Annotated in this window: 14 protein-coding genes; 4 read left to right on the top strand and 10 right to left on the bottom strand. The window is 72.2% G+C overall.

Going from position 1 to position 26,570, the window contains the following annotated elements:
- Together I6A81_RS25540 and I6A81_RS25535 are read right to left on the bottom strand one after the other, a co-directional pair.
- Positions 1-182: hypothetical protein (locus I6A81_RS25540; RefSeq protein WP_203007278.1), on the bottom strand; the 182-nt coding region annotated here is incomplete at its 3' end.
- A complete protein-coding gene (locus I6A81_RS25535) occupies positions 179-973 on the bottom strand; it encodes a hypothetical protein (RefSeq protein ID WP_203007277.1) in 795 nt (264 codons plus the stop codon). The genes I6A81_RS25535 and I6A81_RS25540, both read right to left, overlap by 4 nt.
- Positions 974-1,146: 173 nt before the next feature.
- Here I6A81_RS25535 and I6A81_RS25530 point away from each other — a divergent pair, with 173 nt between their 5' ends.
- The 4 genes from I6A81_RS25530 to I6A81_RS25515 all read left to right on the top strand — a co-directional run bounded on the left by I6A81_RS25530 (position 1,147) and on the right by I6A81_RS25515 (position 5,901).
- Positions 1,147-2,181, top strand: a complete 1,035-nt coding sequence (locus tag I6A81_RS25530) for a C40 family peptidase (protein WP_203007276.1) — start codon at positions 1,147-1,149, stop codon at positions 2,179-2,181.
- Positions 2,182-2,378: 197 nt separating this feature from the next.
- Positions 2,379-2,792, top strand: a complete 414-nt coding sequence (locus tag I6A81_RS25525) for a hypothetical protein (RefSeq protein WP_203007275.1) — start codon at positions 2,379-2,381, stop codon at positions 2,790-2,792.
- Positions 2,793-2,814: 22 nt separating this feature from the next.
- Positions 2,815-4,149 (top strand): glycosyltransferase family 4 protein, encoded by a 1,335-nt coding sequence (locus tag I6A81_RS25520; RefSeq protein WP_203007274.1) that lies wholly within the window; start codon positions 2,815-2,817, stop codon positions 4,147-4,149.
- Positions 4,150-4,320: 171 nt separating this feature from the next.
- Positions 4,321-5,901, top strand: coding sequence for an alpha-amylase family glycosyl hydrolase (locus I6A81_RS25515; RefSeq protein WP_203007273.1), 1,581 nt, complete (start codon positions 4,321-4,323; stop codon positions 5,899-5,901).
- A 313-nt stretch (positions 5,902-6,214) separates the two neighbouring features.
- Here the strand turns inward: I6A81_RS25515 and I6A81_RS45755 are convergent, their stop codons facing one another.
- From I6A81_RS45755 to rpoB, 8 genes are all read right to left on the bottom strand, one after another.
- On the bottom strand, positions 6,215-7,786 hold the full coding sequence (locus I6A81_RS45755; protein ID WP_203007272.1) for a TRAFAC clade GTPase domain-containing protein: 1,572 nt from the start codon (positions 7,784-7,786) through the stop codon (positions 6,215-6,217).
- A 69-nt stretch (positions 7,787-7,855) separates the two neighbouring features.
- The gene (locus I6A81_RS25505; protein WP_203010331.1) at positions 7,856-10,627 is read right to left on the bottom strand and encodes a GTPase-associated protein 1-related protein; all 2,772 of its coding nucleotides are present in this window, start codon (positions 10,625-10,627) and stop codon (positions 7,856-7,858) included.
- A gap of 22 nt (positions 10,628-10,649) precedes the next feature.
- Positions 10,650-11,837 carry a TRAFAC clade GTPase domain-containing protein gene (locus I6A81_RS25500; RefSeq protein ID WP_203004926.1) on the bottom strand — a complete coding sequence of 396 codons (1,188 nt, stop codon included), beginning with the start codon at positions 11,835-11,837 and terminating at the stop codon, positions 10,650-10,652.
- 3 nt (positions 11,838-11,840) lie between these two features.
- On the bottom strand, positions 11,841-14,630 hold the full coding sequence (locus I6A81_RS25495; protein WP_203010330.1) for a hypothetical protein: 2,790 nt from the start codon (positions 14,628-14,630) through the stop codon (positions 11,841-11,843).
- Between the two features lie 268 nt (positions 14,631-14,898).
- The gene (locus I6A81_RS25490; protein ID WP_203004924.1) at positions 14,899-16,506 is read right to left on the bottom strand and encodes an Hsp70 family protein; all 1,608 of its coding nucleotides are present in this window, start codon (positions 16,504-16,506) and stop codon (positions 14,899-14,901) included.
- A 27-nt stretch (positions 16,507-16,533) separates the two neighbouring features.
- Positions 16,534-17,403, bottom strand: a complete 870-nt coding sequence (locus I6A81_RS25485) for a nucleotide exchange factor GrpE (protein WP_203004923.1) — start codon at positions 17,401-17,403, stop codon at positions 16,534-16,536.
- 548 nt (positions 17,404-17,951) lie between these two features.
- Positions 17,952-21,842 (bottom strand): DNA-directed RNA polymerase subunit beta', encoded by a 3,891-nt coding sequence (locus tag I6A81_RS25480; protein WP_203004922.1) that lies wholly within the window; start codon positions 21,840-21,842, stop codon positions 17,952-17,954.
- A 204-nt stretch (positions 21,843-22,046) separates the two neighbouring features.
- Positions 22,047-25,469 carry a DNA-directed RNA polymerase subunit beta gene (gene rpoB, locus I6A81_RS25475; protein ID WP_203004921.1) on the bottom strand — a complete coding sequence of 1,141 codons (3,423 nt, stop codon included), beginning with the start codon at positions 25,467-25,469 and terminating at the stop codon, positions 22,047-22,049.
- Between the last annotated feature and the right edge of the window lie 1,101 nt (positions 25,470-26,570).

The following is a 26,570-nucleotide window of genomic DNA, read 5'->3' as shown; positions in this document are numbered from 1 at the left end:
ACCCCACACGCGCCCGAACGGGCCACACCCGTTTCCCGCCGGGGCGGCGGGCCCGAAGGGCCAGGGGAACTTTTGGGCAGGTCGCTGATGTCCGGGTCCACGTTCTCCGGCAGCACGTCCTTGGCCTCCGGCAGCACGTCGGCCAGGTAGAGGGTCGCGGCGGTCACCATCGTTGCGATCATGTGGTCTCTTTCAGGGCAAGGTGGCGGACCAGGGCGGTGGCCGCGCGTTCGGCCGGGCGGCCGCCGTGCCCGGCCTCCAGCCGGCCGGCGGCGCGGACGGACGTCAGGTGCGGGACACGGGCGACGGCGCCACATTCGGCGCCGAGCAGGGTCATGCGGGCCAGGGCCGGGCGAGGCACCCGCCCGGCACTGATGTCGGCCACCGCGGCGACGAGGTTGCCCTGGGCGACCCCGGCCTGCCGCAGCGCGCGGGCGGCGGTGACCGCCTGCTGGAGCGGGCCGGTGGCCGAGGCGGTCGCCAGCAGCACCCGGGCCCACGGCGCGGTCAGCAGCCGGGACCAGGGGTCGGAGCGCAGCAGGTACAGGACGCCGTCGTAGGTGTCGATGACGAGGCTGGACCAGGAGGGGCCCGCCGCCTCGACCATGGCGAGCGTGTCGATCCGGCTCATCGGCTCCTCCGGCGCCAGCACCTCGTAGTCACCGTCGTAGCCAGGGACGACCGCCAGGCCGTCCCGGTCCCGTGGCAGGGTCCGGCGCGAGCTGAACAGACCGGGCGTGTCGTCGACGAGCAGCACCGGACCCGCCCCGCACAGGCCGCGGGCAACCAGATCGGCGATCGTCGACCGCCCCACCCCACCCCCGGCCCCCACGACGATCACCAGGTCCCACGCCGGCGCGTCCGGCTCAGCCGGGACCGGCGGTGCAGGCGGGGCGGGCCGCGGCGGGGCGGGCGCCGGAAAGGCGGCCTGGTCGACGGCAGGCACCCATCCACCCGTCGAGGTGACGGACATCCCCCCGTCTCTCCTTCTGTTGTGACTCTTAGCCACCTTGTCTGCACGCCTCGCATCATCCTCTCCGGGAGGGTAACGTGGCCAATACACCCAATCAAGCGACTTGTTGCTTTTGAACCTTTGGCGCTGGATGGCCGAGGATGGTTGCCTTGCCCGACGGCGACGTGGGATAGATGGCGTTGACATCCACTTCGTTGCGTGGCGGCGCCCCGGCCTCAGTGATCGTGCCGCTGGTCGCCGTTCTCGGCCTGCTCCTCCTGAGCACCGTGACCCTGCCCGTGCTGGTGGGCGCCGGAGTCTTCTCCGGTGAGGAGGACACACCGGCCTCCGCCTACGGCGACGCCGGGGACATCCCCGCGGAGCTCGTGGGCGCGATCCTGAGCGTGGGCCGGACCTGCGCCACGGTCAGCCCCGGCCTGCTCGCCGCCCAGCTCGAACAGGAATCCGGCTTCGACCCCCGCGCCCGCTCACCGGTCGGCGCCCAGGGCATCGCGCAGTTCCTGCCCGGCACCTGGAGTGCCTACGGCTCCGACGGAGACGGCGACGGGCGCGCCGACCCCGACAACCCCGCCGACGCCATCCCCGCCGCGGCCCGCTACGACTGCGCCGTCGCGGCCGCCGTCGCCCACCTGCCCGGCGACTCCCGCCGCGTCATGCTCGCCGCCTACAACGCCGGACCCGGCGCCGTCCTCACCCACGGCGGTGTGCCGCCCTACCAGGAAACCCAGACCTACGTGGAGCGGATCCTCGCCCGCGAACCCGCGATGACCGCCGCGCTGACGGCCGCCGGCTCCCCAGCCGGACAGGCCACCCCGGCCGCGCGGGCCGCGATCGCCTTCGCCAGAAACCAGCTCGGCGACCCCTACGCCTGGGGCGCGAACGGCCCGGACGCCTGGGACTGCTCGTCCCTCGTCCAGGCCGCCTACGCCGCGGCCGGTATCAGGCTCCCCCGCGTCACCTACGACCAGGCCGACCAGTCCGGACCCACCATCCCCCTCGAAGACGTCGACGCCTGGCAGCCAGGCGACCTGCTCTTCGCCGCCGGGTCCGACGGAACCCCCGACAACCCCGGCCACGTGGGCATCTATCTGGGAAACAGGCAGGTCCTACACGCCCCACGCACCGGCGACGTCGTGAAAATCGTGCCCCTGGACGCCTACCCGACCGTCACCGGAGTCACCCGACCAGCCACACTCGCGGAACCGTAGCAAGCCCTGGCCGGAGATCCCCACTGCCACGTGGGCAGCCGCGGGCACTGACTCGTCGCGGTCGACCTGAGCGGCACCACCGCCGTCGCCGACGTCTCCGGCCTGGTACAGGTCCGGCCGCGTTACTGGTCGACCGCGCCGCGGCGCGCCCGGAGGGAGTTCCTCACGGAACGAGACGATTCGAGTATCTTTGGGCTATGGCGACACCTTATGATGACGGCGGCGCCGCCGAACGTGCGCGAGCCTGGCTCGCCACCCTGCGCGAACAGGAATACCAGGAGCTCGTCAGGCGGGCCCAGGAGTGGCGCTCGCAGGCCGGGGCGGCGGACCCACGGTTTCATCTGGTATCACTTTCCGACTATTCGGCCGGCCTACCGGCCCGCCCTATCCCCCTCGTCGCCCAGGCGGCCGACATCCGAGCCATTCTCGGCAACCCCAGCGACTCCGACGACGAGATCACGAGGACGCGCAGGAATCTCGCGATTCAGGCGCTGCGGGAGTTCGCGACCCGCCTTCTGCTGGAAGACGTGCCCGAGGAGTACGTGCGGGCCATCAGTGACATCGCCGTCGCGAACTCGCTCGACAACATCGAGGAAGACCCGCGGTACTGAGAGCACCGAAAGGACCGCGCGCATGACCAGCAGACGGTCAGCGGACATCGTGACGTTGTGCGATGGCTGGGACTCGAGCACCGGCGGGATAGCGACCTTCAACCGGCTGCTGACGATAGGTCTTGCCGACGCCGGATACGACGTGATCGGCCGGGTTTCCAGCAGCGGCGGGGCGACACACCCTCGGGTCACGATTTCCGAAGCGCCACAGGTGCCTGGCATCGACGACCCCCGCGCCTGGCTGCTCGACCCGTCCGGTCTGCCGGAGCGGGTCGGCGTCCTCGTCGGCCATTCCCGCTTCTCCGGCGGCCCCGCCGCGAGGTTGCAGGCAACCCGCTACCCGGACGCCCAGCGGGTGCACTTCCTGCACACCGCCCCCGAGGATCTCGGCCGGGAACAGGACCGTCCCGCCAAGGGGGACAGGAATGCAGCCATCGAACGGCGGCTCATGGCCGACGCGGACCTCGTCGTCGGGGTCGGCCCACTGCTCGCCGAGGAAGCCCGCCGGCTCGCCCGCCAGTCGGCGCAGCACCCACCTCCGGTGCACGAGCTGATTCCCGGCATGGACGCCCAGCCGGTGCCGGGATATTCCGCCGACCCCGCACGGCGGGTACACCTGCTGCTGTTCGGCCGGGCCGACGATCCCCTCAAGGGCGCCACGAACGCCGGGAAGATTGTCCGCGTGCTGGCCGAACGTGGGCTGGACCCGCAGCTGACGGTGCGCGGCGCCGCCCCCGACAAGGCCCACCAACAGGAAATGGACCTTTCGAAGTTGGCAGGCCGGCCGGTGTGGGTCAAACCGTTCACCACCGACCCGCGGGAACTGACCCAGGACCTGTGGGGAACCGACCTCGTTCTCGTCGCCTCCAGACACGAGGCCTTCGGCCTGGTCGCCACCGAGGCCGCCAGCCACGGCGTCCCCCTCCTCGTCGGCAGTCACACAGGTGTGGGGATGTTCCTCACCGACCCCGACCGGGTTCCCGAACCGCTGGGCGCTCCCTGCGTCGTCCCGGACACCAGCGCCAACGTGACGTTGTGGGCCGACCGCGCGCAGGAAGTTCTCACCAACCTGCCCGCCGCCCGGGCGCGGGCCGCCGAGCTACGCGAAGACCTGGGCTCCCGTTTCACCTGGCGGGCTGCCGGCGCGCAGCTGATGGAGACGCTGGAAAGAATTTCGCCCTCCTCCGGCCGACACGGACCTGCAGCCACCATCGCCGCGGCGCGAGTCGCGGAGCTGCAGAACCGCCTTCGATCCGCCCCGAGGCCGGAACCTGCTCCCGCGCCGCGCGCCGATCCGGACCTCCCAGGTCCTGGTCTCGAGCCCGATCCATCTCCTGGACCCGACTACCTTCGATAGCTGGCGGGTGGGCAACCGTAGCTTCCGGACCGTCTCATCCGAGTGACCGAAGGTGGTTGAGGGCGGATCACCTGGCTCTGATGGGGTATGCGGGGCATCGTCGGCGAGGTGAGCTCGGATATGAAGGGCCGCCGGTCGCGTACGAGGATTGCCGCCCAAGAAGGAGTGAACTTGGTCCACAAACTCCACGACGGGTCGACGGGTTGGCTGGCCGACGCGGTGCTTTACCAGGTCTACCCGCAGAGCTTTGCCGACAGCGACGGTGACGGCATCGGGGATCTGCGTGGGGTTGAGGAGCGGCTGGACTACCTGGAGTGGCTCGGCGTCGACGTGGTCTGGCTGAACCCCATCTTCGCCTCGCCGTTTCGCGACGCCGGCTACGACGTCTCCGACCACCGGGCGGTGGCGGCGCGCTATGGCACGACGGACGACCTGGTGTCGCTGGTCGAGGCGGCGCGGCGGCGCGGCATCAGGGTGCTGCTCGATCTGGTCGCCGGGCACACCTCCGACCAGCATCCGCTGTTCCTGGCAGCGGCCGACGATCCGGACGACCAGCGCTACATCTGGGGACCGTCGCCGGGCAGGCGGTTCGTCGCCTCCCCGGGCCGCCGCGCGGGCTACTACCTGGCGAACTTCCTGCCCTGCCAGCCGGCACTGAACTACGGCTACGCACGCGGCGACGAGCGGGAGCCCTGGCGTCTGCCCGTGGACGCGCCGGGCCCGCGCCGCAACCGCGCCCAGCTGCGCGAGATCATGGACCACTGGCTGCGGCTGGGTGTGGCCGGATTTCGCTGCGACATGGCCTACTCGCTCATCAAGGACGATCCGGGATATGGCGAGACCGCCAAGCTGTGGCGCGAGGTGCGCGGCTGGCTGGACCGTCGCTACCCCGAGGCGGCGCTGATCGCCGAGTGGGGCCAGCCCGCCGTGTCGGTGCCCGCCGGATTCCACGCGGACTTCTTCCTGCAGTTGCACGGCGACGGCTGGAAGACGCTGATCGACAACGGTGCCGGGCTCGCCCCCCGGCCGGGCACCACGACGGCGGTGCCGTACTTCGACCCGTCCTGCCGCGGCTCGCCCCGGCGCTTTCTCGACGTGTGGAGGGCGGCCAGCGCGGAGGTAGACGGGCATGGGCACGCGATCCTTCCGACGTCCAACCACGACACCTCGCGGCTGGCCTGCGGGCCGCGCACCGGCGAGGCGCTCAAACCGGTGTTCGCCATGCAGTTCACCTGGCCGGCGCTGCCCGCCGTGTACTACGGCGACGAGATCGGGATGCGCTTCCTGCCGGCGATGCCGGACCTGGAGGGCAGCCAGGTCCGGCCGGGCGACAACCGGGCAGGCTCGCGCAGCCCGATGCAGTGGGACGACACCCCGGGCTGCGGCTTCTCCACGGCCCCGCCGAAGCAGTTCTACCTGCCTGTCGACCCGGACCCGGACCGGCCCACCGTCGCCAGGCAGCTCGTCGATGACACCTCCCTGTTGCACACCGTCCGCCAGCTCATCGCTCTGCGCCGCGCCCACCCCGGGCTCGGCCGCGGTGGCGATGTGGCCGTTCTCGCGGACGGCTACCCGCTGGTCTACCGTCGTGACAGCGGGCGCTACCTGGTCGCGGTCAACCCGGGCGGCACCACTGCCGTCGTCCACGTCCCCGGGCTGGCCCACGCCCGGCCGCTGCTGGTGGACGGCGCGGCGGCGCACCACGGGGAAATCCTTATGGAAAGCAACGGCTTCGGCATCTTTGAGATGTGATCATGCCGACGGAGCCCGCGATATGCCAGTAGCCCTTGCTGCTGGCGGCTATGCCCGGCCACAGCCCGCCCGGACCGCGGACTTACTCGTCTGGCCGCCGCCCGCCGGGAACTGCGCGAGACGGCCCGACGCTGGCCGCCGAGGCGCCCCGAGGCGCTAGAGAAGGACGATCATGCTGGCCAGCGCGGCCAGGACCAGCAGGCCGAGCGGGACCGAGGTCCAGTAGACGGCCCGGCGCCAGCGGCGGTACGGGTCGGTCGTCGGGGCGCTCACGGGCGGTCTCCTTCGGCGCGGACGGCGATCGGGACGGGCCCTATGTGAGGCGCAGGCCGTGGCGAGCCAGCGTCCAGCTGGTGAGGCGCTCGACGGAGTCGTCCACCCGGTAGGCCTGGTCGAGGACCGAGGCCGTCAGGAAGAAATGCGTCTCGCCGAAGGCATGGCGCATCGCGCGCAGCAGGTTGCCCTGGCCGAGCTTGTCGTCGAGCCAGCCGACCAGCGCCTCCTCGCGGTCCTCGACGCCGTCGGCGGCGAGAACCGGCCGGACCAGGTCGCTCTTGGTCACGACCACCACGAGCCGCGCCCTGCCGGTCTTCACGCCCATCGCGGTGAGGTTGTCCACCGCCTGGGCGAACACGAACTCCGGCTCCTGGGCCGCCCGGATCTGCTGGTAGCGGTCCCGCACCTCGGCGGGCAGCCGGGACCACAGGGCGCCCAGCGACAGCGGGTCGATGACGAACACGAACGTGCTGGCCGCCCGCAGGTAGCGCAGCTCCTGCAGGTTCTCGGACCGGTTGAAGTACTCGCCGGCGGCGTCGAAGACGTGCACCAGCCGGCGGGACCCGCGCGCCGGCTTCACGTAGAGGGAGTACGCGCGCGGCAGGCGGACCCGGGTCTTCTGCACCGCCCCGCTGTCGATGAGCTCGCGCCGGGCGTTCGCCTCCCAGGCACGGGTGTCGTCGTCCGCGAGCTCCACCCGGGCGCCGCCGCGGCGGGCGAGCGCCTCGATCGCCATCATCACGACAATCATCAGTCGCGTCTTGCCGGCCGCGACCGCGCCGAACACCGGCAGCACGATCTCAGCCGCGGTACCGGCCCGCTCGGCCAGCGGCGCGCCGCAGTGCGCGCAGCACGCCCGCAGGCGGTGGCTGCCGAGCAGCAGCAGGGTGGGCAGGCGGGTGCCGCAGGCACAGACCCGGCGGATGACCCCGTAGCGCCCCGGCCGGACATCCTGATGGCGGGTCGCGCAGCCGTCGCACTCGTAGGACGGGTAGAAGCCGCGCTCGTAGCACGCCGGGCAGGTGATCCGCACGCCGCGGGCCCACATCAGCAGGGTGTCGGCGCCGCGCAGCAGGTAGATCCCGCCGAGGGCCACCAGGCCGACGACGAGCAGCACGAGCACCTGCGACGCGGCGGTGAGGGCGAGCAGGACGAGCGCCAGCAGGCCGCCGACGGCCTGCCCGACCACCAGGACGACGCCGACCGGCCAGCGCCAGTCGGCGAAGCCCTGGAACCAGTGGGACTGGAACGTGCGCCCGTAGCCGTTGTACCGCGCCGTCAGCCTCGCCCAGGCGAGCTTGTGGGCGTGGGAGAAGTCGCGCCGTGCCTGCTCGAAGAGGTACTGGGTGTACGCCGGTTCCCGGCCTTCCGGGGTGCGCTGGCGCGGTGGGGCCTCGACGGCCAGCGTCTTCGGGCTCCCGCCGAGGCCGAAGGCCCGGCCGAGCTCCTGGTAGAAGGCGACGACCAGCGCGAAGAAGATGAACAGCGCGGTGCCGGCGCCGAGCACCGGCCCGACGAACACGAAGAAGCCGACGAGCGCCGCCAGAATCGCCGCGGCGACCATCAGGAACAGGATGGCGCCGAGGATGAAGACGATGGCCTCATCCACCGGAGACCACCTCCGCCAGGGGGCGCGGGCGGCCCCTGGCGGGCCGGCGCGACGGTGGGCGAGCGGCCGTCATCGGTCACCCCTGGGTCTTTCCGGGCCGGGCTGGCCGGGATCCTCCCGCCGCGGTGGGGCACCCCGCCCACCGTCCGCCCGCGGCTCGCTCGCGTGGTCCTTCCCGGGCTCCTGGGCGCGCCGCCGGGCCTCGTGGGCCGCCCTGCGTTCCGTTTCCTCGTTCTTGAGGCGACGCTCGGCGAGCTGCCGGCGCATCCAGCCGCCGGCGTTGACGTCGCGCCAGTCCTTGAACTCCTTGGCGGCGCCCCTGTCGATGCGGTGAATCTCGTGCTCGACGGTCTTCAGCGTCGAGAAACGCCAGTCCACCAGCAGGCCCAGCAGGAAGCCGACGAGATCGTTGCCGGTCTTCCTGTTCTCGCGCGAACGTTCCCGCCGCAGCCGGTACTGCGCGTAGTAGAGCCGGGCGGCGAGGTCGATCCGGGCGTGGTCCGGCCGCAGCTCCGCCTCGACCGCGCGCAGGTAGGCGCTCAGCGCCCGGGCGGAGAAGGTCGCGAAGACCTCGGGGAGCAGCATCGGGCTCTGCTTGTCGACGAGCCGTTCCAGCCTGCGCAGCACGCTCCCGTTGTCGGCGGACCGTAGCTGGTCCAGCTCGGCGACGAGAACCGCCGCCTGGCTGGCCGGGCCCTTCCTCGCCGCCGCGGCGACCCTGCGGTCGGTGTCCGCGCCGCGCGCGATGATCTCGGCGGCGGCCCCGGTCAGCGACGCGGCCACCGGGCTCGCCGCGACCTCCTGGCGCAGCCTGTCCAGCTCGTCGAGGTAGCCGGCGCCCGCGCCCGGGTCCTCGCGGGCGATGGCGTTCTCCAGCCAGGTCACCGGCGGACCGGCCAGCGCCCTCGGGTCCACCTCGGCGAGGACGCGGCGAGCCTCGGCGGGCGTCCAGGGGCCGGCCGGCCACAGCAGCCGCAGGACGTCGGCGCCCAGCACGAAGTCGCGGGGGCCGGGGTGACGGGGCCCGCCGTGACCGGGGCCACCGCGACTGGGGCCGCTGTGCCGGGCTCCGCCGTGGCGGGCACCGGCGGGCACGTCGTCGCCCCAGGTGTCGCCCGGGTCCACGGCGCCGCCGCGGGCGGGCGCGCCGCCGGGCCGGGCCAGCCTGCGGGCCGCGAGCCGCGCGAGCACGTCGACGCGCTGGTCGCCGGCGTGCCGTCCCTGCGCGACCAGCCGGGCGTCGGCGAGCGCGGGCCACCCGGCGGCCTCGGCCTTGGTGACGCCCTGGCCGAACGGGCCCGAGAGGACCTCCACGGTCCGTTCGAGCGACTCCTCCGCCACCGCCGCCAGGTGGGTGAGCGCGCCGGCGCGCAGCTCGGGCCACGCGCCGGCCAACCGGTCGGCGGCCGAGCCCCCGGCCGGCCGCGCCACGACCATCGGCCCGATCAGCCGCTCGCCGAGGCGCTCGAGCAGGGCCGGGTTCAGCGCCAGGCCCGCCGCGGCGGCCCACTCCAGCAGGCGCAGCGCCGCGGCGGAGTCGACCTGGCCGTAGAAGGCCCGACCGCACTGCTCGGCGGCGTGCGCGCGGCCCTCCGGCGTCCTCGGCGGCGGGATCTCATCGTCGCTGTACTGGCGGCCCGCGCGCGCCGGGTCCACCAGCGAGGCGACCCGCAGGTCGGTGGCCCGTTTCTCCACCACGACGGCCAGGTCATGGGCCAGGGCCCCGTGCGCGGCGGCGGCCAGGTTCGCCAGGCCGGGCAGCGCGGCCGGCCCGTCCGGGAGGAACGGCAGCGCGAGAGCGCCGAGCCGCGCCACGTCGTCCGGGCGCAGCTCGGCCGCCTGGCTCGCGAGCCAGGCGGCGCCCGCCATCGCCGAGGCCACCACGTCGGCCGGACCGGCCTCCTTGACCAGGTCACGCAGGTCGAAGAGGGCCGCGGACAGCAGCGGGAACCAGTCGTCCGGCTCATGCGGGACGTCGCCCGTGAGCCTGGCGGCGGCGGCCCACAGCTCACCCGCCTCGACCGGCCCGATCCGGGCGAGCAGTTCGGCCCACGGCTCGACGCGGACCTCGCTCGCCCGGCCCGCTGGCAGGTCGAACTGGACGAAGCTGGCGAACCCGTTCGCGCCGCGGTCGACGTCCGCGTCGGGAACGGTCGCCACCAGGTCCAGGTCCGCGAACGACGGGCGGTGATGGTAGGTCGCGAACGACATCCGCCTGGCCAGCGACGACGGCAGCAGGTAGCTGATGGCGGCGATCCAGTGGGCGGCCGCCTCGCTGTCCCGCTCGATCAGGACGGTCGAGCGGCGTTGGCCCGTCATGCCGGTGACGACGGCGGTCAGCAGCGCGGGCAGCACCTCCCGGCGGCGCCGGTCGGCCGCCAGGAAGTCGCCCGCGGCGGCCCGGTCCAGCAGGCCGCCCGCCGCCGGCCGGGACGGCAGGTGCGCGAGCCGGGTGTCGCCGACCGGGGTGCGCGCCCAGATCGGCGAGCCCCACATCTCGATGGGCAACGTCGTCCCGAGGTCGGCGACCAGGTCGGCGGTCACCAGCGCGTGCGCGAAGTAGTTCCCGAACCGGTTGGAGTAGTCACTGCCGACGAACACGACATTGGCGAGCACCGAACCGTTGTCGGCGGGCTCGTAGCAGAGGTTCACCGGGCAGGCGGCGATCGTCTGGGCGTCGGCGTTGTACGGCACCGAGCCCGGCGGGTCGTAGGCGGTGAGCGTCTCGACCCGGCGCATCACCTCCGGCGGGATGTCGTCGCTGGCGGCGTTGAACTGGAACCCGGGAAAACCGGAGAGGCCCACCTCGCACGAGGTGTAGTAGAGCTGCTGGAATCCCATGCGACCGTCGACCTCTCCGCCGTCAGGGCTTGCTGGGCTTGGTCCGCGGAATGGCGCCGAACTCGCTCAGGAGCCACAGGAACGGGTCCGCGACCCGATAGGGCTGGACCACCCCGGTCGCCACCCTGCGGTCCGCGGTCGGCGGCGCGCCCAGCGCGGACAGGCCGAAGTAGCGGTAGCGCGCATAGTTGTGCCGCAGGGTCTGGTCGATCGCCGCGCCTTCCCACTCGTCGAGCAGCGCCCGGACGTAGTCGTGGACCTCGGCGCTGTCCTGGGTGTCGAAGCGGTCGCCGTTCGGCGTGGGCCGGCGCAGCGGGCCGTTCTCGACGAGGCCGCCACGCAGCGCGTCCATCTTGGAGAACGCGACCGCGATCGGCGTGGGGATCATCTTGGTCGGTTTCACCTTGAGCGCCAGCTGCAGCAGCTCGGTGATCCGGCCGAGCACGTTGACCGGGCTGTCCAGGCCCTGCTCGGCCGGCCGGGGAGCGTCGACGTCGATCTGGTCGCGGGTGCCGCGCATCGTCAGCGGGTCGAGCAGCAGGATGATGCCGTCGGCGCTGGCCAGATAGCGCACGTTCTGCTCGATGCTCTCCGCGGTGTTCAGGTCCTCGCCCGCGGTGTCGAAGAACGAGAGCACCGTGCGTTCCTGCCTCGTGCGCAGCCCGCCGTTCGAGCGCACCGAGAACGTGAACACGAGCGGGCGCCGGGAGGCCTGCGCCGTCGCGCGCTGAGTCGGCGCGGCGAGCTGGCGGTTCTCGTAGAGCGGGGCCTCGTAACGGCGGCGGAAGCTGTCCCGGGTCTCGTCGTCGGCACCGAGCACCGCGGCGTCGAAACGGACGCCGACGGTGTTCATCAGCTCGTGCAGCAGAACCGTCATGAACACCGTCTTGCCGCTTTCCTTGGCCCCGACGAGCGCGATGAGCCGGCTGTCGATCTTGCCGAAGTGCACCGGCAGCCGGCTGTGGCACTCCGGGCATAGCCGGTAGTTGGTCTCGGCGCCGCAGTCGGGATGCACCGCGGACAGCCTGCGGCCGTCGGCCTCGAAGGCGGGCGGCAGCAGGCCGGCGAACCCCATCCGGCTGGCGAGTCGCTCGTCGCGCCTGCTGGCGCAGGCCTGCTGCGCCGGCCCCGGCCGACCGGAGCAACGGAACTTGATCGCCTTCTCCCTGAACCGCAGGTAGCAGTAGGGGCAGACCAACCCGGAACTCACCCGTCACCTCATCCCACGTGAACGCACCAACGTCACCCGCGCGGCCTCCGGGTCCGGCGCGGCGCCCCCGTCGACGAAGCAGGCCAGCCCGGGCGGGCTCTTCCAGGCCGCCTCCAACGGGATGTCGACCGGCTGCCTGGCGACCACGTCGCGGGCCGCCAGCGCGGCGACGACGGTCCCGCGGGAGGCATCCAGCGGCAGGATCCCGTCGGGGCGGCCGACCACGACCAGCGGCGGCAGCCGGCAGGTCGCCTCGGGCGTGAGCGTGACGACGAGCCGGCGCCGGCCCGGCAGCCCGGCCTGCCGGACGGTGTAGGTGACCTCGATCGCCCGCCCCGGCACGGCGACGGTGACGGCCGGCGAGGCCGTCTCGGTGCCGTCGGCACCGGCCACGGTGCGCACGGAGATCGTCACCGCCCCAGGCCCGACCGTGATCTCGGCGCCGCCGTCGTCGACGTAGCGACGCAGCCGCAGGTCGACCCGCCCGCCACCGACCAGCCCGCCACCGGCAGGCCCGGCCCGCCCGTCCAGGCCGCCGGCCGCGGGCCCGGGCGCGCCCGTGGGCCACCACTCGACCCGGGCGAGCCCGGCGCCCTCCGGCCAGTCCCAGCGCAGCCGTACGGTGTCACCGAACCGCGTGGCGACCAGCGCGGTCACCGCGTCCACCAGCGACACCGGCACCGTGTTGCCGACGGCCACGGTCGCGCCGGCGGGCACCGCGGTCAGCGCGGTCACGTAACAGCGCCCGCGGCGCGGGTCGATCCGCAGCGCCACCCGCCCGTCGGGCCGGCGTGTCGGGCTGCCCGGCGCCACCATCCCGTGCCGCCCCGCCCGGTCCGCCGGGACCTGGTCGCCGACCGTCCAGGCCGGCGCCGACCCGGCCAGCCTGATCTCGACCGCGCCGGCGCGCGGCGGCGTCCAGCTGGCGACGGCCGTCACGGCGGCCGGCCCATCGCCGCGTGGTTCGGCCCGCAGGTCGACGACCAGGTCACGCACCGGTTCTGGCGGCCGCTGCGGGCGGGCGAGGGCGACCCGGCCGGGCGACTGGCGGCGGGTGCCGTCCCGGCCGAGGTAGACGGCCCGCACCGTGTACTCGTAGGTGGTGTCCCGGCGGACGTCGACGTCCTCGAACCCGGCGGGGCTCGCCCGGACCAGCACCGGCGAGGCCGGCAGCTGCCCACGCGCCGCGCCGGCGGCCGCCGGCTTCTCCCGGCGCACCACGGCGACCTCGCGGACGGCCGGGTGCGCGCGCCAGCTGCCGCGGACCGACCGGTCCGTGGCGGCGACCGTCAGCTCCTCGACGTCGGGGACGAGCAGGACCGGCGCGGCGGACGCGTCCGCGGACCAGATCCCGTCCTTGCGGCACGCGAACACCGCGTACCGGGCCGGCTCACCCAGCGGCGGGTCGGGGTCGACCGCCGTGTTGGCCCGCGTGTCGGCCACCCGGTCGGCGCTTTCCGGGCTCGCCGCGGCGCCGGTGGCCACGCGCACCAGCCGGTAGGTGACCTGGCCGGTGCGCGCGGCGCTCGGGGCCCAGCGGACCGTGACCCGGCCCCCGTCCACCGCCGCGACGACGTCGGTCGGCGGGGGCGGCGGAATGGCCCGCAGCCGGTCGGCCAGGTCCTCGTCATCGGCGGCGATCTCGACCGCCTCGGCGAGCAGCTCGGCGGCGGCCTCGGAGCGACCGGCGGCGCTGGCCCGGCCGGCGTCCCGCGCGAGGCGGTCCACCCGGGCGACGGCGGAGGCGATCCGCGTCCGCAGCTCGACGAGCTGGTCGCCGCCGTCGGCCGCCGGCACCGCCGCGAGCAGCCGGGCGGCGAGCCGCAGCTGGCCGCCGGCGAGCGCCTCGTGGACCTCCTGGAGCGGGTCGCCGCCGGTCCTGGCCGCGCGCGCCGCCTCCACCAGCAGCACGGCGAACTCGTCGGCCTCCGCGCGGACCAGCCCAAGCGCCACCGCCTCGTCGGCGACCGCCGGCGCCGGCCAGCCGGCCGCGACCCGGCCGCGCAGCGCCTCCGCCACCTCCCAGCGGACGAGCGCGTCGTAGTCCAGGCCGGGCCCGCCGCGCGTCGCGGCCGCGACGATCGCGAACACGTTCTCGGCGGCCGTCTTGCGCTCGTCCTGTGGGCTGCCCGCCCTGGCCCGGCGGGCCGCGTCGACCCGCGGCTGGGTGACGGACTCGCCCCTGGCGGCCAGCCGGAATCCGCCGCGCAGGTGGAACCCGGCCCGGACCTCGTCGACGCCGAGGACCAGGTCCGCGGACAGCCGCAGGCCGAGCGTGCCGAGCGGGACGCGCAGCGACCGGGCCCGCGGCGTCGGCGGGCCGTCGGGAACCACCCAGCCGGGCTGGACGAGCCGCACCCGGTGCCGGCCGAGCGCCGCGAGCACCGCGGCGCGGTCGAAGACGCCGGCGACGTCGGCGACCAGGGCGTCGACCATCGCCTCGGTGACGCACGGCCCGGCGGCCGCGAGCGAGCGGACCAGCCGATCGAGCCGGTCCGACTCCGTCTTGCGCAGCCGGTCGCGCTCCTGGCGGAAGAAGGCGGGCGTGAGCCGTCCCTCGGCCTCCAGCTGGGCGTGCGCCGCGAGCAGCGCGTCCGCGACGGTGGCGTACGTCTTCTTCAGCTGCAACGTCCGCCAGTAGCGGACCACCTCGTCCACCCGGGCGCTGAACCGGACCGGGCTGGTGGCGGTGACGTCGTCCAGCGCGTATCGCAGGAACGGGTCCGCCGGGACACCCGACCGCCGCGCGGGGTCCACGACCCGCGCGCGGTATCCGTCAACGTCGAACGCCATCTGACCTCCCCCCGTCCAGCCCCCCGTGGCCCGCCGGGGCGGGGTGTCCTTTCGCCCGCCCGCGGCGGCTGCCGCCTTTCGGTATGAACGCCGGCCTTGTCTCTGTCAGCGCCGTCGGCGGCGACGCGATCTCAACGACTCCGCGTCAACGACGCGGTGCCAACGACCTAGTGCCAACGACGTAGTGCCAACGACGTAGTGCCAACGACGCGGTGGCGGCGGCGCCGTCAGCCGCCCCCCGGCCGTCCTCCTCTCGGTCACCGACCTCTCAGTCGCCGACGCGGTAGCGCGACACCGCGGCGCGCGCCTCGGCCACCTCCCGCGCGGAAAGGCCCTCGATCTGCAGTTCGATCTGCAGGTCCTTGCCGGTCTTCAGCTCGACCGCGTGCACCGAGAGCAGGCCGGTCTCGTTCATCGAGAAGGTGATGTCGACCGGCGAGTTGCGCGGCAGCGGAGGCAGCCGGTCGATGACGCCTCGCCCGATCTCGGCGTTGTGCGCGAGCTCGGGCGACGCCACGTCGCCCTTCTGCTCCCAGATCTCGACACTGATCCCGGTCTGGTTGTCATGGACGGTGTAGAACTGCTCGGTCCGAGCGGAGGGCAGCTCGGTGTTCGCCGCCAGGACGTGGTCGATGATCTCCCGTTTGAGGGAAGGATCCGAGCTGTCGACGACCCGGACGCCGAACGCCCGCGGCGTGGTGACGGCGACCCGTTTCGCCGCGAGCTCGCGCACCGCCTCGGCGCTGATCCCCAGTTGGTCGGCCACCTGCTGGACCTTGGTCATCGAGACCGGGGCGCCGGCCGTCTCGGGCAGCTCCAGCTTGATCGACTCGATCAGCGCGAACCGGGCGGCGCCCTTCGCGACGGCGAGGTCGGGGTCGTGCAGCCTGGGAGCGAACCCGAACCGCTCGGACAGGCTCGCCGCGACCGCCGGCATCCGGGTCGAGCCGCCGACCAGGAGCACCTCGTCGAACGACGACACGCCCTTTTCGGCCGCCGTCGCGACGGTGCGGGCCGTGATGTCGAGGGTGCGCTCCAGCAGCTCGGCGGTGATCTGCTCGAACGTGGCCCGGCTCAGCTCGACCTTGGACACGTCGCCCTCGAACCGCATGTTGTGCCGGCGGGCCTGGGCGCTGGACAGTTCCTTCTTCAGCTCCTCGGCGGCCAGCGTCAGCTCCTGCATGAACTCCTCGCTGTCGCCGGCGGCCGAGCCCGGGTGTTCGGCGAGGAAGGCCTCGAGGAGGTGGCCGGCGATCCGGTCGTCCCAGTCGGCCCCGCCGAGGTGGTGGTCGCCGTCGGTGCACACCACCTTGATCTCGTTCGCCGAGATCCGGATGACGGTCGTGTCGAACGTGCCGCCGCCCAGGTCGTAGACGAGCACGGTGCGTTCGGCCGCCCCGGCCACCACTTCGTAGTGCAGCGCCGCGGCGACCGGCTCGGGGACGATGTTCAGCACGTTCAGCCCGGCGATCCGGCCGGCGTTCTTGGTGGCCTCCCGCTCGGCGACGCCGAAGTACGCGGGAACGGTGATGACGGCGTCTCGGACCTCGTCACCGGTGAACTCGCCCGCGGCCGTCGCCAGCTCGGTGAGGATCAGCGCGGAGATGCTCTCCGGGGTGTGCTCCACACCGTGGAAGCCCAGCCGCACCTCCTGGCCCATCCGCCGCTTGATGAGCGACACGACCAGGTCCGGCTCGTCCTTCGCCGACCGCTTCGCGACCTTCCCGACGATGACGTTGTCGGGCGTCTCGAAATAGACCACCGACGGGGTCGTGTCGTCGCCGTCCCGGTTCTTCGCGATCGCGGGACGCCCGGTGTCGTCGATGTAGGCGACGCAGGAATAGGTGGTGCCGAGGTCGATGCCGTAGGTGGCCATGGCTCCTCGCTGTCGTCGATACCGGGACTAGGCGTCGGCGGCCGGCGGCCCGGCGCCGGGCCCGGCCTGGTCCGGGGGCGCGGGCGGGGGCCGCTCGTCGGCCGGCCGGCGCAGCCGGTGGACCCGGGTCCGCGCGGGCCGGCGGACACGGCCCGTGTCCCGGTCGACGAATCCGGCCTGGGTGACCTCGGCGACCGTGTTGTGCGCCGCAGGGTCCTCGGTGGGCACCATGCCGGCCACGACATGGGACTCGGTCTGGTACGGGGCCCCGGGCGCGGGGCGCAGCAGGTCGAGGCCGCAGCGCTCCAGCGCGAGCTCCACGTCGTCGGCGAAGCTCGCGAGCAGGTCGGCGACGCGGGTGTCGCCTCGGTCGGCGAGCCGGCGCGACTCGGCGTCCAGACCGTCGTACAGGCGGATCAGGTCGCTGACCACCGGGTCGAGGATCGCCCGGCGGATCCCGGCGCGCTGCTCGGTCCGCTCCTCGTGCAGCCGGTCGATGACCGCCTCGCGGTGCGCCGAGCGCCGGTGGAAGTCCGTGAGCGCCGCCTCGATCACGTCGAGCCTTCGGGTGACCTCGGCGAACCCGGCCCCGAGGTTGTCGCCCGGCCCGTGCTCGGCGTCGGTGCCAGCCAGGACGCCGGTGTCAGCCAGGACGCCGGTGTCAGCCAGGACGCCGGTGTCAGCCAGAAGGTCGGTGCCAGCCAGGACGTCGTCATCCGTGTCGGCCGGCGCCGGCGGGCCGCCCGGCTCGCCCGCCGCCCAGGGCGCCGACGGGCCAGGCGGCGCCGACCGCGGCCACGGCCGGGTCGCCTCGACGTCCCCGGGGGCCGCCCCTGCCTGGGCCGCGCCGGGCTCCCACCACGGGGGCGGCGGGGCCGTCGTTGGCGGCTCGTTCACATCCCCCGACATGCCGCCCGGCCATTTCGTCCCGCCGCCGGCGGCCGCCGGAAGTGTGCTTCTCCGGCGATTCCCACGCGACGTGAGCAGGGCTTTCGTCGTACGGAAGCGAGCGGCGTGGTCCGTCGACGCGGACCCGGTGGTCGTGGCGGACGAAAACCCATGAATCCCCCCGGATCAATTACGCCGAGTATACGCACGGGCCGACAGATGCGACATCCCGCCACCATCCCGCCCGCATTTCGCCGGCGATGTCGGCCGTGGGCGCCACGCGGCCCGTTCCCTCCCTATCTGACGGAAGGCGGCCGCGCTTCCGCCGGATGGCCGCTACTTCCGCCGGATGGCCGCCGCTTCTGGCGGATGGCCGTCGCGCCCGCCAGAACCGGCTACGACACCTCTAGTGGATCTTGTAAACGGATCCCGGAAACGCCAACGGCGGGCGTCCCCAGAGGGAACGCCCGCCGTTGTGCGGACTAACGCGTAACCGGTGTTGACGCCCCGGCCCCGGTACCAGTCCGGGTCCCGCAAGCGACCTTGAGCCGACCGCCCTAACGGAAGTCGGACCGGCCGAAGTCGAACTCGTCGAGCGGTACGGCCTGGCCGCTGCCGGCCCCGAACGCGCCGTATTCGACGGCACCACCGTCTTCGAAGCCACCGACCGTGTACATCGCGGCCCGCGCCTCCTCGGTCGGCTCGACCCGGATGTTGCGGTACCGGGTGATGCCGGTACCCGCCGGGATGAGCTTGCCGATGATGACGTTCTCCTTCAGGCCGACCAGCGAGTCCGACCGGGCGTTGATCGCCGCGTCGGTGAGCACCCGGGTGGTCTCCTGGAAGGAGGCCGCCGACAGCCACGACTCGGTGGCCAGCGACGCCTTGGTGATACCCATGAGCACCGGCCGGGCCGACGCCGGCTGGCCGCCGGACTCGACGACGCGCCGGTTCTCCGCCTCGAACTTCGCCCGCTCGACCAGCTCGCCGGGCAGCAGCGTGGTCTCCCCCGACTCCAGCACGTTCACCCGCTTGAGCATCTGGCGAATGATGATCTCGATGTGCTTGTCGTGGATCGACACACCCTGCGACCGGTACACCTCCTGGACCTGCTCGACCAGGTGCAGCTGCACCTGGCGCGGGCCGAGGATGCGCAGCACCTCGTGCGGGTCGACGGCGCCGTCGATGAGCTGGGTGCCCACGTCGACGTGCTGGCCCTCGGCGACCCGCAGGCGGGAGCGCCGCGGCACCGGGTAGGCGATCTCCTCGGAGCCGTCGTCGGGGACGACGACGACCTTGAAGGTCTTCTCCGTCTCCTCGATCTTCACCCGGCCGACGACCTCGCTGATCGGCGCCTTGCCCTTCGGGCTGCGGGCCTCGAACAGCTCGACCACTCGCGGCAGACCCTGCGTGATGTCGTCGCCGGCGACGCCACCCGCGTGGAACGTACGCATGGTCAGCTGGGTGCCCGGCTCACCGATCGACTGGGCCGCGACGATGCCGACCGCCTCGCCGACGTCGACCAGCTTGCCGGTCGCGAGCGACCGGCCGTAGCACTGGGCGCACACGCCGCGGCGGGACTCGCAGGTCAGGGCCGAACGGATCCGGACCGTCTCGATCCCGGCCTCGAGCAGCTGCCCGATGACCACGTCGCCGAGGTCCGCGCCGGCCGGCACGATGACCTCGCCGCCCGTGTCGACGGCGTCCGCGGCCAGCGTCCGCGCGTACGCCGACGTCTCCGCGTACCGGTCCCGGACCAGCTGGCCGGTCTGCGGGCTCTTGGTGGCGATGCGGGTGAGCACGCCGCGCTCGGTGCCGCAGTCGTCGTCGCGGACGATGACGTCCTGGCTGACGTCGACGAGCCGGCGGGTCAGGTAGCCGGAGTCGGCGGTCCGCAGCGCGGTGTCGGCGAGGCCCTTGCGGGCGCCGTGTGTGGAGATGAAGTACTCCAGCACGGACAGGCCCTCGCGGAAGTTCGCCTTGATCGGCCGCGGGATGATCTCACCCTTCGGGTTGGAGACCAGACCACGCATACCCGCCAGCTGGCGGATCTGCATCATGTTTCCGGCCGCGCCCGAGTTGACCAGCGTCGCGACCGGGTTGGTCGCGGGGAAGTTCTCCTCCATCGCGCTCGCGACCTCGTTGGTCGCACTGGTCCAGATCTGAACCAGCTCGCTGCGGCGCTCCTCGTCGGAGAGGAAGCCACGGTCGAACTGCTTCTGGACCTTCTCGGCGAGGTCCTCGTACTTGGCGAGGATGTCGCCCTTGTTCGGCGGCGCGATGACGTCCTCGATCGCGACGGTGACACCGGACCGGGTGGCCCAGTAGAAACCGGCGCTCTTGAGCGCGTCCAGCGTCGCGGCGACCTGGATCTTCGGGTACCGCTCGGCCAGGTCGTTGACGATCGCGGCCTGGTCACGCTTGTGCAGCAGCATGTTGATGAACGGGTAGCCCTCCGGCAGGGCCTCGTTCAGCAGGCAGCGCCCGAAGGTCGTCTCCAGGGTGAACGGGTCGCCCGGGATCCAGTCGGCCGGGGCCTCCCACTCGGCCGGCGGCGTGTGGTCCCGCAGCCGGACCTTGATCTGCGCCTGCAGCGCGATCTCGCGCGCGTCGAAGGCCATCTGCGCCTCGGCGACGCTCGAGAACGACCGGCCCTCGCCGAGGGCGTTCTCGGCCAGCCGGGACAGGTGGAACACCCCGGTGACCATGTCGAGGCTGGGCATGGCCAGCGGGCGGCCCGACGCCGGCGACAGGATGTTGTTGCTCGACAGCATCAGGATCCGGGCCTCGGCCTGCGCCTCGGCGGACAGCGGCAGGTGCACCGCCATCTGGTCGCCGTCGAAGTCCGCGTTGAACGCGGTGCAGACCAGCGGGTGGATCTGGATGGCCTTGCCCTCGACGAGCTGCGGCTCGAACGCCTGGATGCCGAGGCGGTGCAGCGTCGGCGCCCGGTTGAGCAGCACCGGGTGCTCGGTGATGACCTCCTCGAGCACGTCCCAGACGACCGGCCGGGCGCGCTCCACCATCCGCTTCGCGGACTTGATGTTCTGCGCGTGGTTGAGGTCGACCAGCCGCTTCATCACGAACGGCTTGAACAGCTCCAGCGCCATCTGCTTGGGCAGGCCGCACTGGTGCAGCTTGAGCTGCGGGCCGACGACGATGACCGACCGGCCGGAGTAGTCGACGCGCTTGCCGAGCAGGTTCTGGCGGAACCGGCCCTGCTTGCCCTTGAGCATGTCGGACAGCGACTTGAGCGGACGGTTGCCGGGCCCGGTGACCGGGCGGCCGCGGCGGCCGTTGTCGAACAGCGCGTCGACGGCCTCCTGCAGCATCCGCTTCTCGTTGTTGACGATGATCTCGGGCGCGCCGAGGTCGAGCAGCCTCTTCAGCCGGTTGTTCCGGTTGATGACCCGGCGGTACAGGTCGTTCAGGTCGGACGTGGCGAACCGGCCACCGTCGAGCTGCACCATCGGGCGCAGGTCCGGCGGGATGACCGGGACGCAGTCCAGCACCATCCCCATCGGGGAGTTACGGGTGTTCAGGAACGCCGAGACGACCTTGAGCCGCTTCAGCGCCCGGGCCTTCTTCTGGCCCTTGCCGGTGCGGATGGTCTCGCGCAGCGACTCCGCCTCGGCGGCCAGGTCGAAGTCGGCCAGCCGGCGCTGCAGCGCCTCGGCGCCCATCCCGCCCTCGAAGTACTGGCCGAACCGGTCGCGCAGCTCGCGGTAGAGCAGCTCGTCCGGCTCCAGGTCCTGGACCTTCATGCTCTTGAAGCGGTCGAAGACCCGGTCCAGATCGTCGATCTTGCGCTGGGCGCGGTCGCGGATCTGGCGCATCTCGCGCTCGGCCGACTCGCGCACCTTGCGGCGCGCGTCGCCCTTGGCGCCCTCGGCCTCGAGCTGGGCCAGGTCGGCCTCCAGCTTGCGCTGGCGGGCCTCCACGTCGGCGTTCTTGCGGTCTTCCATGGCCTGCTTCTCGACGCCGATGCGGGCCTCGAGGGTCGGCAGGTCGCGGTGGCGCGCGTCGACGTCCACCTTTACGATCATGTAGGCGGCGAAGTAGATGACCTTCTCCAGGTCCTTCGGCGCCAGGTCCAGCAGGTAGCCGAGCCGGCTCGGCACGCCCTTGAAGTACCAGATGTGCGTGACGGGCGCGGCCAGCTCGATGTGGCCCATCCGCTCACGGCGCACCTTGGCCCGGGTCACCTCGACGCCGCAGCGCTCACAGATGATGCCCTTGAACCGGACCCGCTTGTACTTACCGCAGTAGCACTCCCAGTCCCGGGTCGGACCGAAGATCTTCTCGCAGAAGAGCCCGTCCTTCTCCGGCTTGAGGGTGCGGTAGTTAATGGTCTCCGGCTTCTTGACCTCGCCGTGCGACCACTGGCGGATGTCGTCCGCGGTGGCCAGGCCGATGCGCAGCTCGTCGAAGAAGTTGACGTCCAGCAAGACTGTCGCCTGCTCTCTCTTTCTAGGTCCGGACGCTCAGTCGAAGTCATCTAGCGGCGGGGCGGCTTCCCGTCTGCCCCGGTCGCGCGAAGCGCGACACCGGGGGTTCCAGGGGGTCGCCCCCCTGGGCAGACATCGGGTGGTGGGGCTCCCGGGAAGCTGACCGAAGGTCAGCGAACAGGGAGCCCCCCGCCCCGCCACCGCTCAGACTTCTTCGACGCTGCTCGGCTCGCGCCGGGACAGGTCGATCCCAAGCTCCTCCGCCGCCCGGAACACGTCCTCATCGGTGTCGCGCATCTCGATCTGGACGCCGTCGCTGGAGAGCACCTCGACGTTCAGGCACAGCGACTGCATTTCCTTGATGAGCACCTTGAAGGACTCGGGAATCCCGGGCTCCGGGATGTTCTCGCCCTTGACGATCGCCTCGTAGACCTTGACGCGGCCGTGCACGTCGTCGGACTTGATCGTCAGTAGCTCCTGCAGGGCGTAGGCGGCGCCATACGCCTCCAGCGCCCACACCTCCATCTCGCCGAACCGCTGGCCACCGAACTGCGCCTTGCCACCCAGGGGCTGCTGGGTGATCATCGAGTAGGGGCCGGTCGAGCGAGCGTGGATCTTGTCGTCGACCAGGTGCAGCAGCTTGAGGATGTAGATGTAGCCGACCGCGACCGGGTACGGGTACTGCTCGCCGGTGCGGCCGTCGAACAGCTTGGCCTTGCCGGACGCCCCGATCAGCTGGACGCCGTCCCGGTTCGGGAGGGTGGAGTCCAGGAGGCCGGTGATCTCCTCCTCGCGGGCGCCGTCGAACACCGGAGTGGCGACGTTCGTCCCGGGATTGGCCGCGTCCGCGCCGATGACGCGCAGCCGCTCCTTCCAGTCCTCCGACCCGGAGTCGACCTGCCAGCCGGTCTTGGCGACCCACCCGAGGTGGGTCTCCAGGATCTGGCCGATGTTCATACGCCGCGGCACACCGTGCGGGTTGAGCACGACGTCGACGGGCGTGCCGTCCTCGAGGAACGGCATGTCCTCCTGCGGCATGATCTTGGCGATGACGCCCTTGTTGCCGTGCCGGCCAGCAAGCTTGTCGCCGTCAGTGATCTTCCGCTTCTGGGCGACGTAGACCCGGACCAGCTCGTTGACGCCGGGCGGCAGCTCGTCGCCGTCCTCACGGGAGAACACCCGGACGCCGATGACCTTGCCGGACTCGCCGTGCGGCACCTTCAGCGAGGTGTCCCGGACCTCCCGGGCCTTCTCGCCGAAGATCGCGCGCAGGAGCCGCTCCTCCGGGGTCAGCTCGGTCTCGCCCTTGGGGGTGACCTTGCCGACCAGCACGTCGCCGGGGTTCACCTCGGCGCCGATCCGGATGATCCCGCGCTCGTCGAGGTCGGCCAGGACCTCCTCGGCGACGTTCGGGATGTCGCGGGTGATCTCCTCCGGGCCCAGCTTCGTGTCCCGGGCGTCGACCTCGTGCTCCTCGATGTGGATCGAGGACAGGACGTCGTCCTGGACCAGCCGCTGGGAGAGGATGATCGCGTCCTCGTAGTTGTGCCCCTCCCACGGCATGAAGGCGACCAGCAGGTTCTTGCCGAGCGCCATCTCGCCGTTGTCGGTGCACGGGCCGTCCGCGATCACCTGGCCGGCCTCGACGCGGTCACCCTCGTCGACGATCGGCTTCTGGTTGATGCAGGTGCCCTGGTTGGAGCGGCGGAACTTGGCCAGCCGGTAGGTGCGCCGGGTGCCGTCGTCGTGCATGACGGTGATGTAGTCGGCGGACAGGTCCTCGACCACGCCGGCCTGCTGGCAGACGACCACGTCACCGGCGTCCTTGGCCGCGCGGGCCTCCATGCCGGTGCCGACCAGCGGCGACTCCGAGCGCAGCAGCGGCACGGACTGGCGCTGCATGTTCGAGCCCATGAGCGCGCGGTTCGCGTCGTCGTGCTCCAGGAAGGGGATCATGGCGGTCGCGACCGACACCATCTGGCGCGGCGAGACGTCCATGTAGTCGACCTCGTCCGGCGGGATGAACTCGACCTCGCCGCCCTTCCGGCGGACCAGCACCCGCTCCTCGGCGAACGAGCCGTCCGCGGTCAGCGGGGCGTTCGCCTGCGCGACGACGTGCCGGTCCTCCTCGTCCGCGGTCAGGTAGTCGATCTGGTCGGTGACCCGGCCAGCGACGACCTTGCGGTACGGGGTCTCGACGAAGCCGAACGGGTTGACCCGCGCGAACGTCGACAGCGAGCCAATGAGGCCGATGTTCGGGCCTTCCGGCGTCTCGATCGGGCACATCCGGCCGTAGTGGCTCGGGTGGACGTCGCGGACCTCCATGCCGGCCCGCTCCCGGGACAGACCGCCGGGACCGAGCGCCGAGAGGCGGCGCTTGTGGGTCAGGCCGGCCAGCGGGTTGGTCTGGTCCATGAACTGCGACAGCTGGCTGGTGCCGAAGAACTCCTTGATGGAGGCGACGACCGGCCGGATGTTGATCAGGGTCTGCGGCGTGATCGCCTCGACGTCCTGGGTGGTCATCCGCTCGCGGACGACCCGCTCCATCCGGGCGAGGCCAAGCCGCACCTGGTTCTGGATCAGCTCGCCGACCGTGCGCAGCCGCCGGTTGCCGAAGTGGTCGATATCGTCCACCTCGTACGCCGGGTCGGTGCCCTCGTGCAGCTTCACGACGTACTCGATCGTGCGGACGATGTCGTCCTCGGTGAGGACGCCGGCCGAGCCGGCGACGTTCAGCTCCAGCTTCTTGTTCACCTTGTAGCGGCCGACCTTGGCCAGGTCGTAACGCTTCGGGTTGAAGAAGAGGTTCTCCAGCAGCGTCTGCGCGGACTCCCGCGTCGGCGGCTCACCCGGGCGCAGCTTGCGGTAGATGTCGAGCAGCGCGTCGTCCTGGCCCGAGGTGTGGTCCTTCTCCAGGGTGGTGCGCATCGACGGGTAGTCACCGAAACGCTCGAGGATGCGCGCCTCGTCCCAGCCGAGGGCCTTGAGGAGAACAGTGACGGACTGGCGCCGCTTGCGGTCGATACGGACGCCGACGGTGTCCCGCTTGTCGATCTCGAACTCCAGCCAGGCCCCCCGCGACGGGATCACCTTGCAGGAGAAAAGGTCCTTGTCGGAGGTCTTGTCGAGCGTCTTCTCGAAGTACACGCCCGGCGAGCGGACGAGCTGGGAGACGACCACACGCTCGGTGCCGTTGATCACAAACGTGCCCTTGGTGGTCATGAGCGGGAAGTCGCCCATGAACACCGTCTGGCTCTTGATCTCACCGGTGGTGTTGTTGGTGAACTCGGCGGTGACGAACATCGGCGCCGAGTAGGTCATGTCCTTGTCCTTGCACTCCTCGACGGAGTACTTGGGCGGCTCGAACCGGTGGTCCCGGAACGACAGGGACATGGAACCGGAGAAGTCCTCGATCGGGGAGATCTCCTCGAAGACCTCCTCCAGACCCGAGGTGAGGGGCACATCGTCGCGATCTGCGTCGATGGACTCCTGGACCCTCTCCTGCCAGGCATCGCTGCCGATCAGCCAGTCAAACGACTGGGTCTGCAGGGCGAGCAGGTCCGGGACCTCAAGAGGCTCGACGATCTTGGCGAACGAGATGCGAGGGGCGGAGCGCGAGGCGGCCAAGGTGGTCCTTCCGGTGGCCTGGCGTCGGGCGGGAGACGCCGAGGAGCCGTCGGGGTAGTCAGGTGATCAGTGTCTCGCCGCGGCGGCGCGCGGCGTCAGCGGGGTAGGGCGGCAGGTTGTCTCGGCACGTTCAGCGCGCTGCGACCTACTGCACGGGGCCCATCAGACCTGGCCCGGCGGGTATGGCGGGGCGGCCGAGAGACCCCGCGGGAGGGGTCGGCGAGCCCGCCATGGCTGGCGGAACGGATCTGACAGGCCCAGTGCGACTAGGTCTGGTGCAACGAAAAGGACAGCGCAAACTAGCAGTGTAGCCTCAGGCCGCACTGCTGACAAGCCCCGTCGTCATGTCCGTGGTGCACTACTTCCGCGCTAGCTGAACTTCGCGCCGCTCGCTGTCTGTCACCGGCCTGCCGTGTGCCTCGCCGCTCCCGCCTTCCCTCTCACCTGTATGCCCGGCCCGCCGCGCTCCCTGGCGCCCACGGCCGGTTCGACCACCAACCACCGCCTCGCCGGCCCGTTGGCTCCCTATCTGCCCACTTGGCCAGGGTGCCCGACTTCGCCAGATCGCGGTGGTGGTCCGCCAAATGATGGAACTCCGTTGTTGGGGATGGCGTCAACCCCTCAGACGGACCCATGACCGGGTAGTTACCGTTCGACCGGCTGTGCGCCCCGTAGCCCCGTCGTCCGGATGGCCCGCCGCCCGCGCACACGCCCTGTCACCACGACCCGCGCCGCCGGCCGCCGGCGGTGTCCCACCAGCATCCGCCAACCTGGTGCCGCCGGCCACCGCGACCACGCGTAGCCAAAGATTCCCCACGTCGGGAGGATCAGCGGGCTCGCCCGGCCGCCCGGGCCGGGCCCCACGGCCCGCCACGCCCGCTCCGACGGCGCCGAGGACGCGCGGCGGGCCGCTCCGCGTTCCGACGAGCCCAGTCCCCCAACGACGCCGTGAGCGGGCCGAGGCTGGACCGTAACGCATCTCACGCCACCAGAGCCACAACCAGGCCGCCGCGCGCCGGCACCGCGTGGGCCGGCCAGCCAGGGGACGACGCCCGCCCTCCCCAGAAACGACGTGAGCCGTGCCGGCCCCTTGTCTGGGGC

The organism is Frankia nepalensis (genome assembly GCF_016786325.1).
In the GTDB taxonomy this organism is placed as follows: domain Bacteria; phylum Actinomycetota; class Actinomycetes; order Frankiales; family Frankiaceae; genus Pseudofrankia; species Pseudofrankia nepalensis.
This window is presented reverse-complemented; position numbering and strand designations above follow the sequence as displayed.

Excerpts from the sequence above, each read along its gene's own strand:
- I6A81_RS25525 (WP_203007275.1), top strand. The coding sequence starts at position 2,379 with ATGGCGACACCTTATGATGACGGCGGCGCCGCCGAACGTGCGCGAGCC.
- I6A81_RS25495 (WP_203010330.1), bottom strand. The coding sequence starts at position 14,630 with ATGGCGTTCGACGTTGACGGATACCGCGCGCGGGTCGTGGACCCCGCG.
- I6A81_RS25530 (WP_203007276.1), top strand. The coding sequence starts at position 1,147 with ATGGCGTTGACATCCACTTCGTTGCGTGGCGGCGCCCCGGCCTCAGTG.
- I6A81_RS25520 (WP_203007274.1), top strand. The coding sequence starts at position 2,815 with ATGACCAGCAGACGGTCAGCGGACATCGTGACGTTGTGCGATGGCTGG.
- I6A81_RS25490 (WP_203004924.1), bottom strand. The coding sequence starts at position 16,506 with ATGGCCACCTACGGCATCGACCTCGGCACCACCTATTCCTGCGTCGCC.
- I6A81_RS25535 (WP_203007277.1), bottom strand. The coding sequence starts at position 973 with ATGTCCGTCACCTCGACGGGTGGATGGGTGCCTGCCGTCGACCAGGCC.
- I6A81_RS25505 (WP_203010331.1), bottom strand. The coding sequence starts at position 10,627 with ATGGGATTCCAGCAGCTCTACTACACCTCGTGCGAGGTGGGCCTCTCC.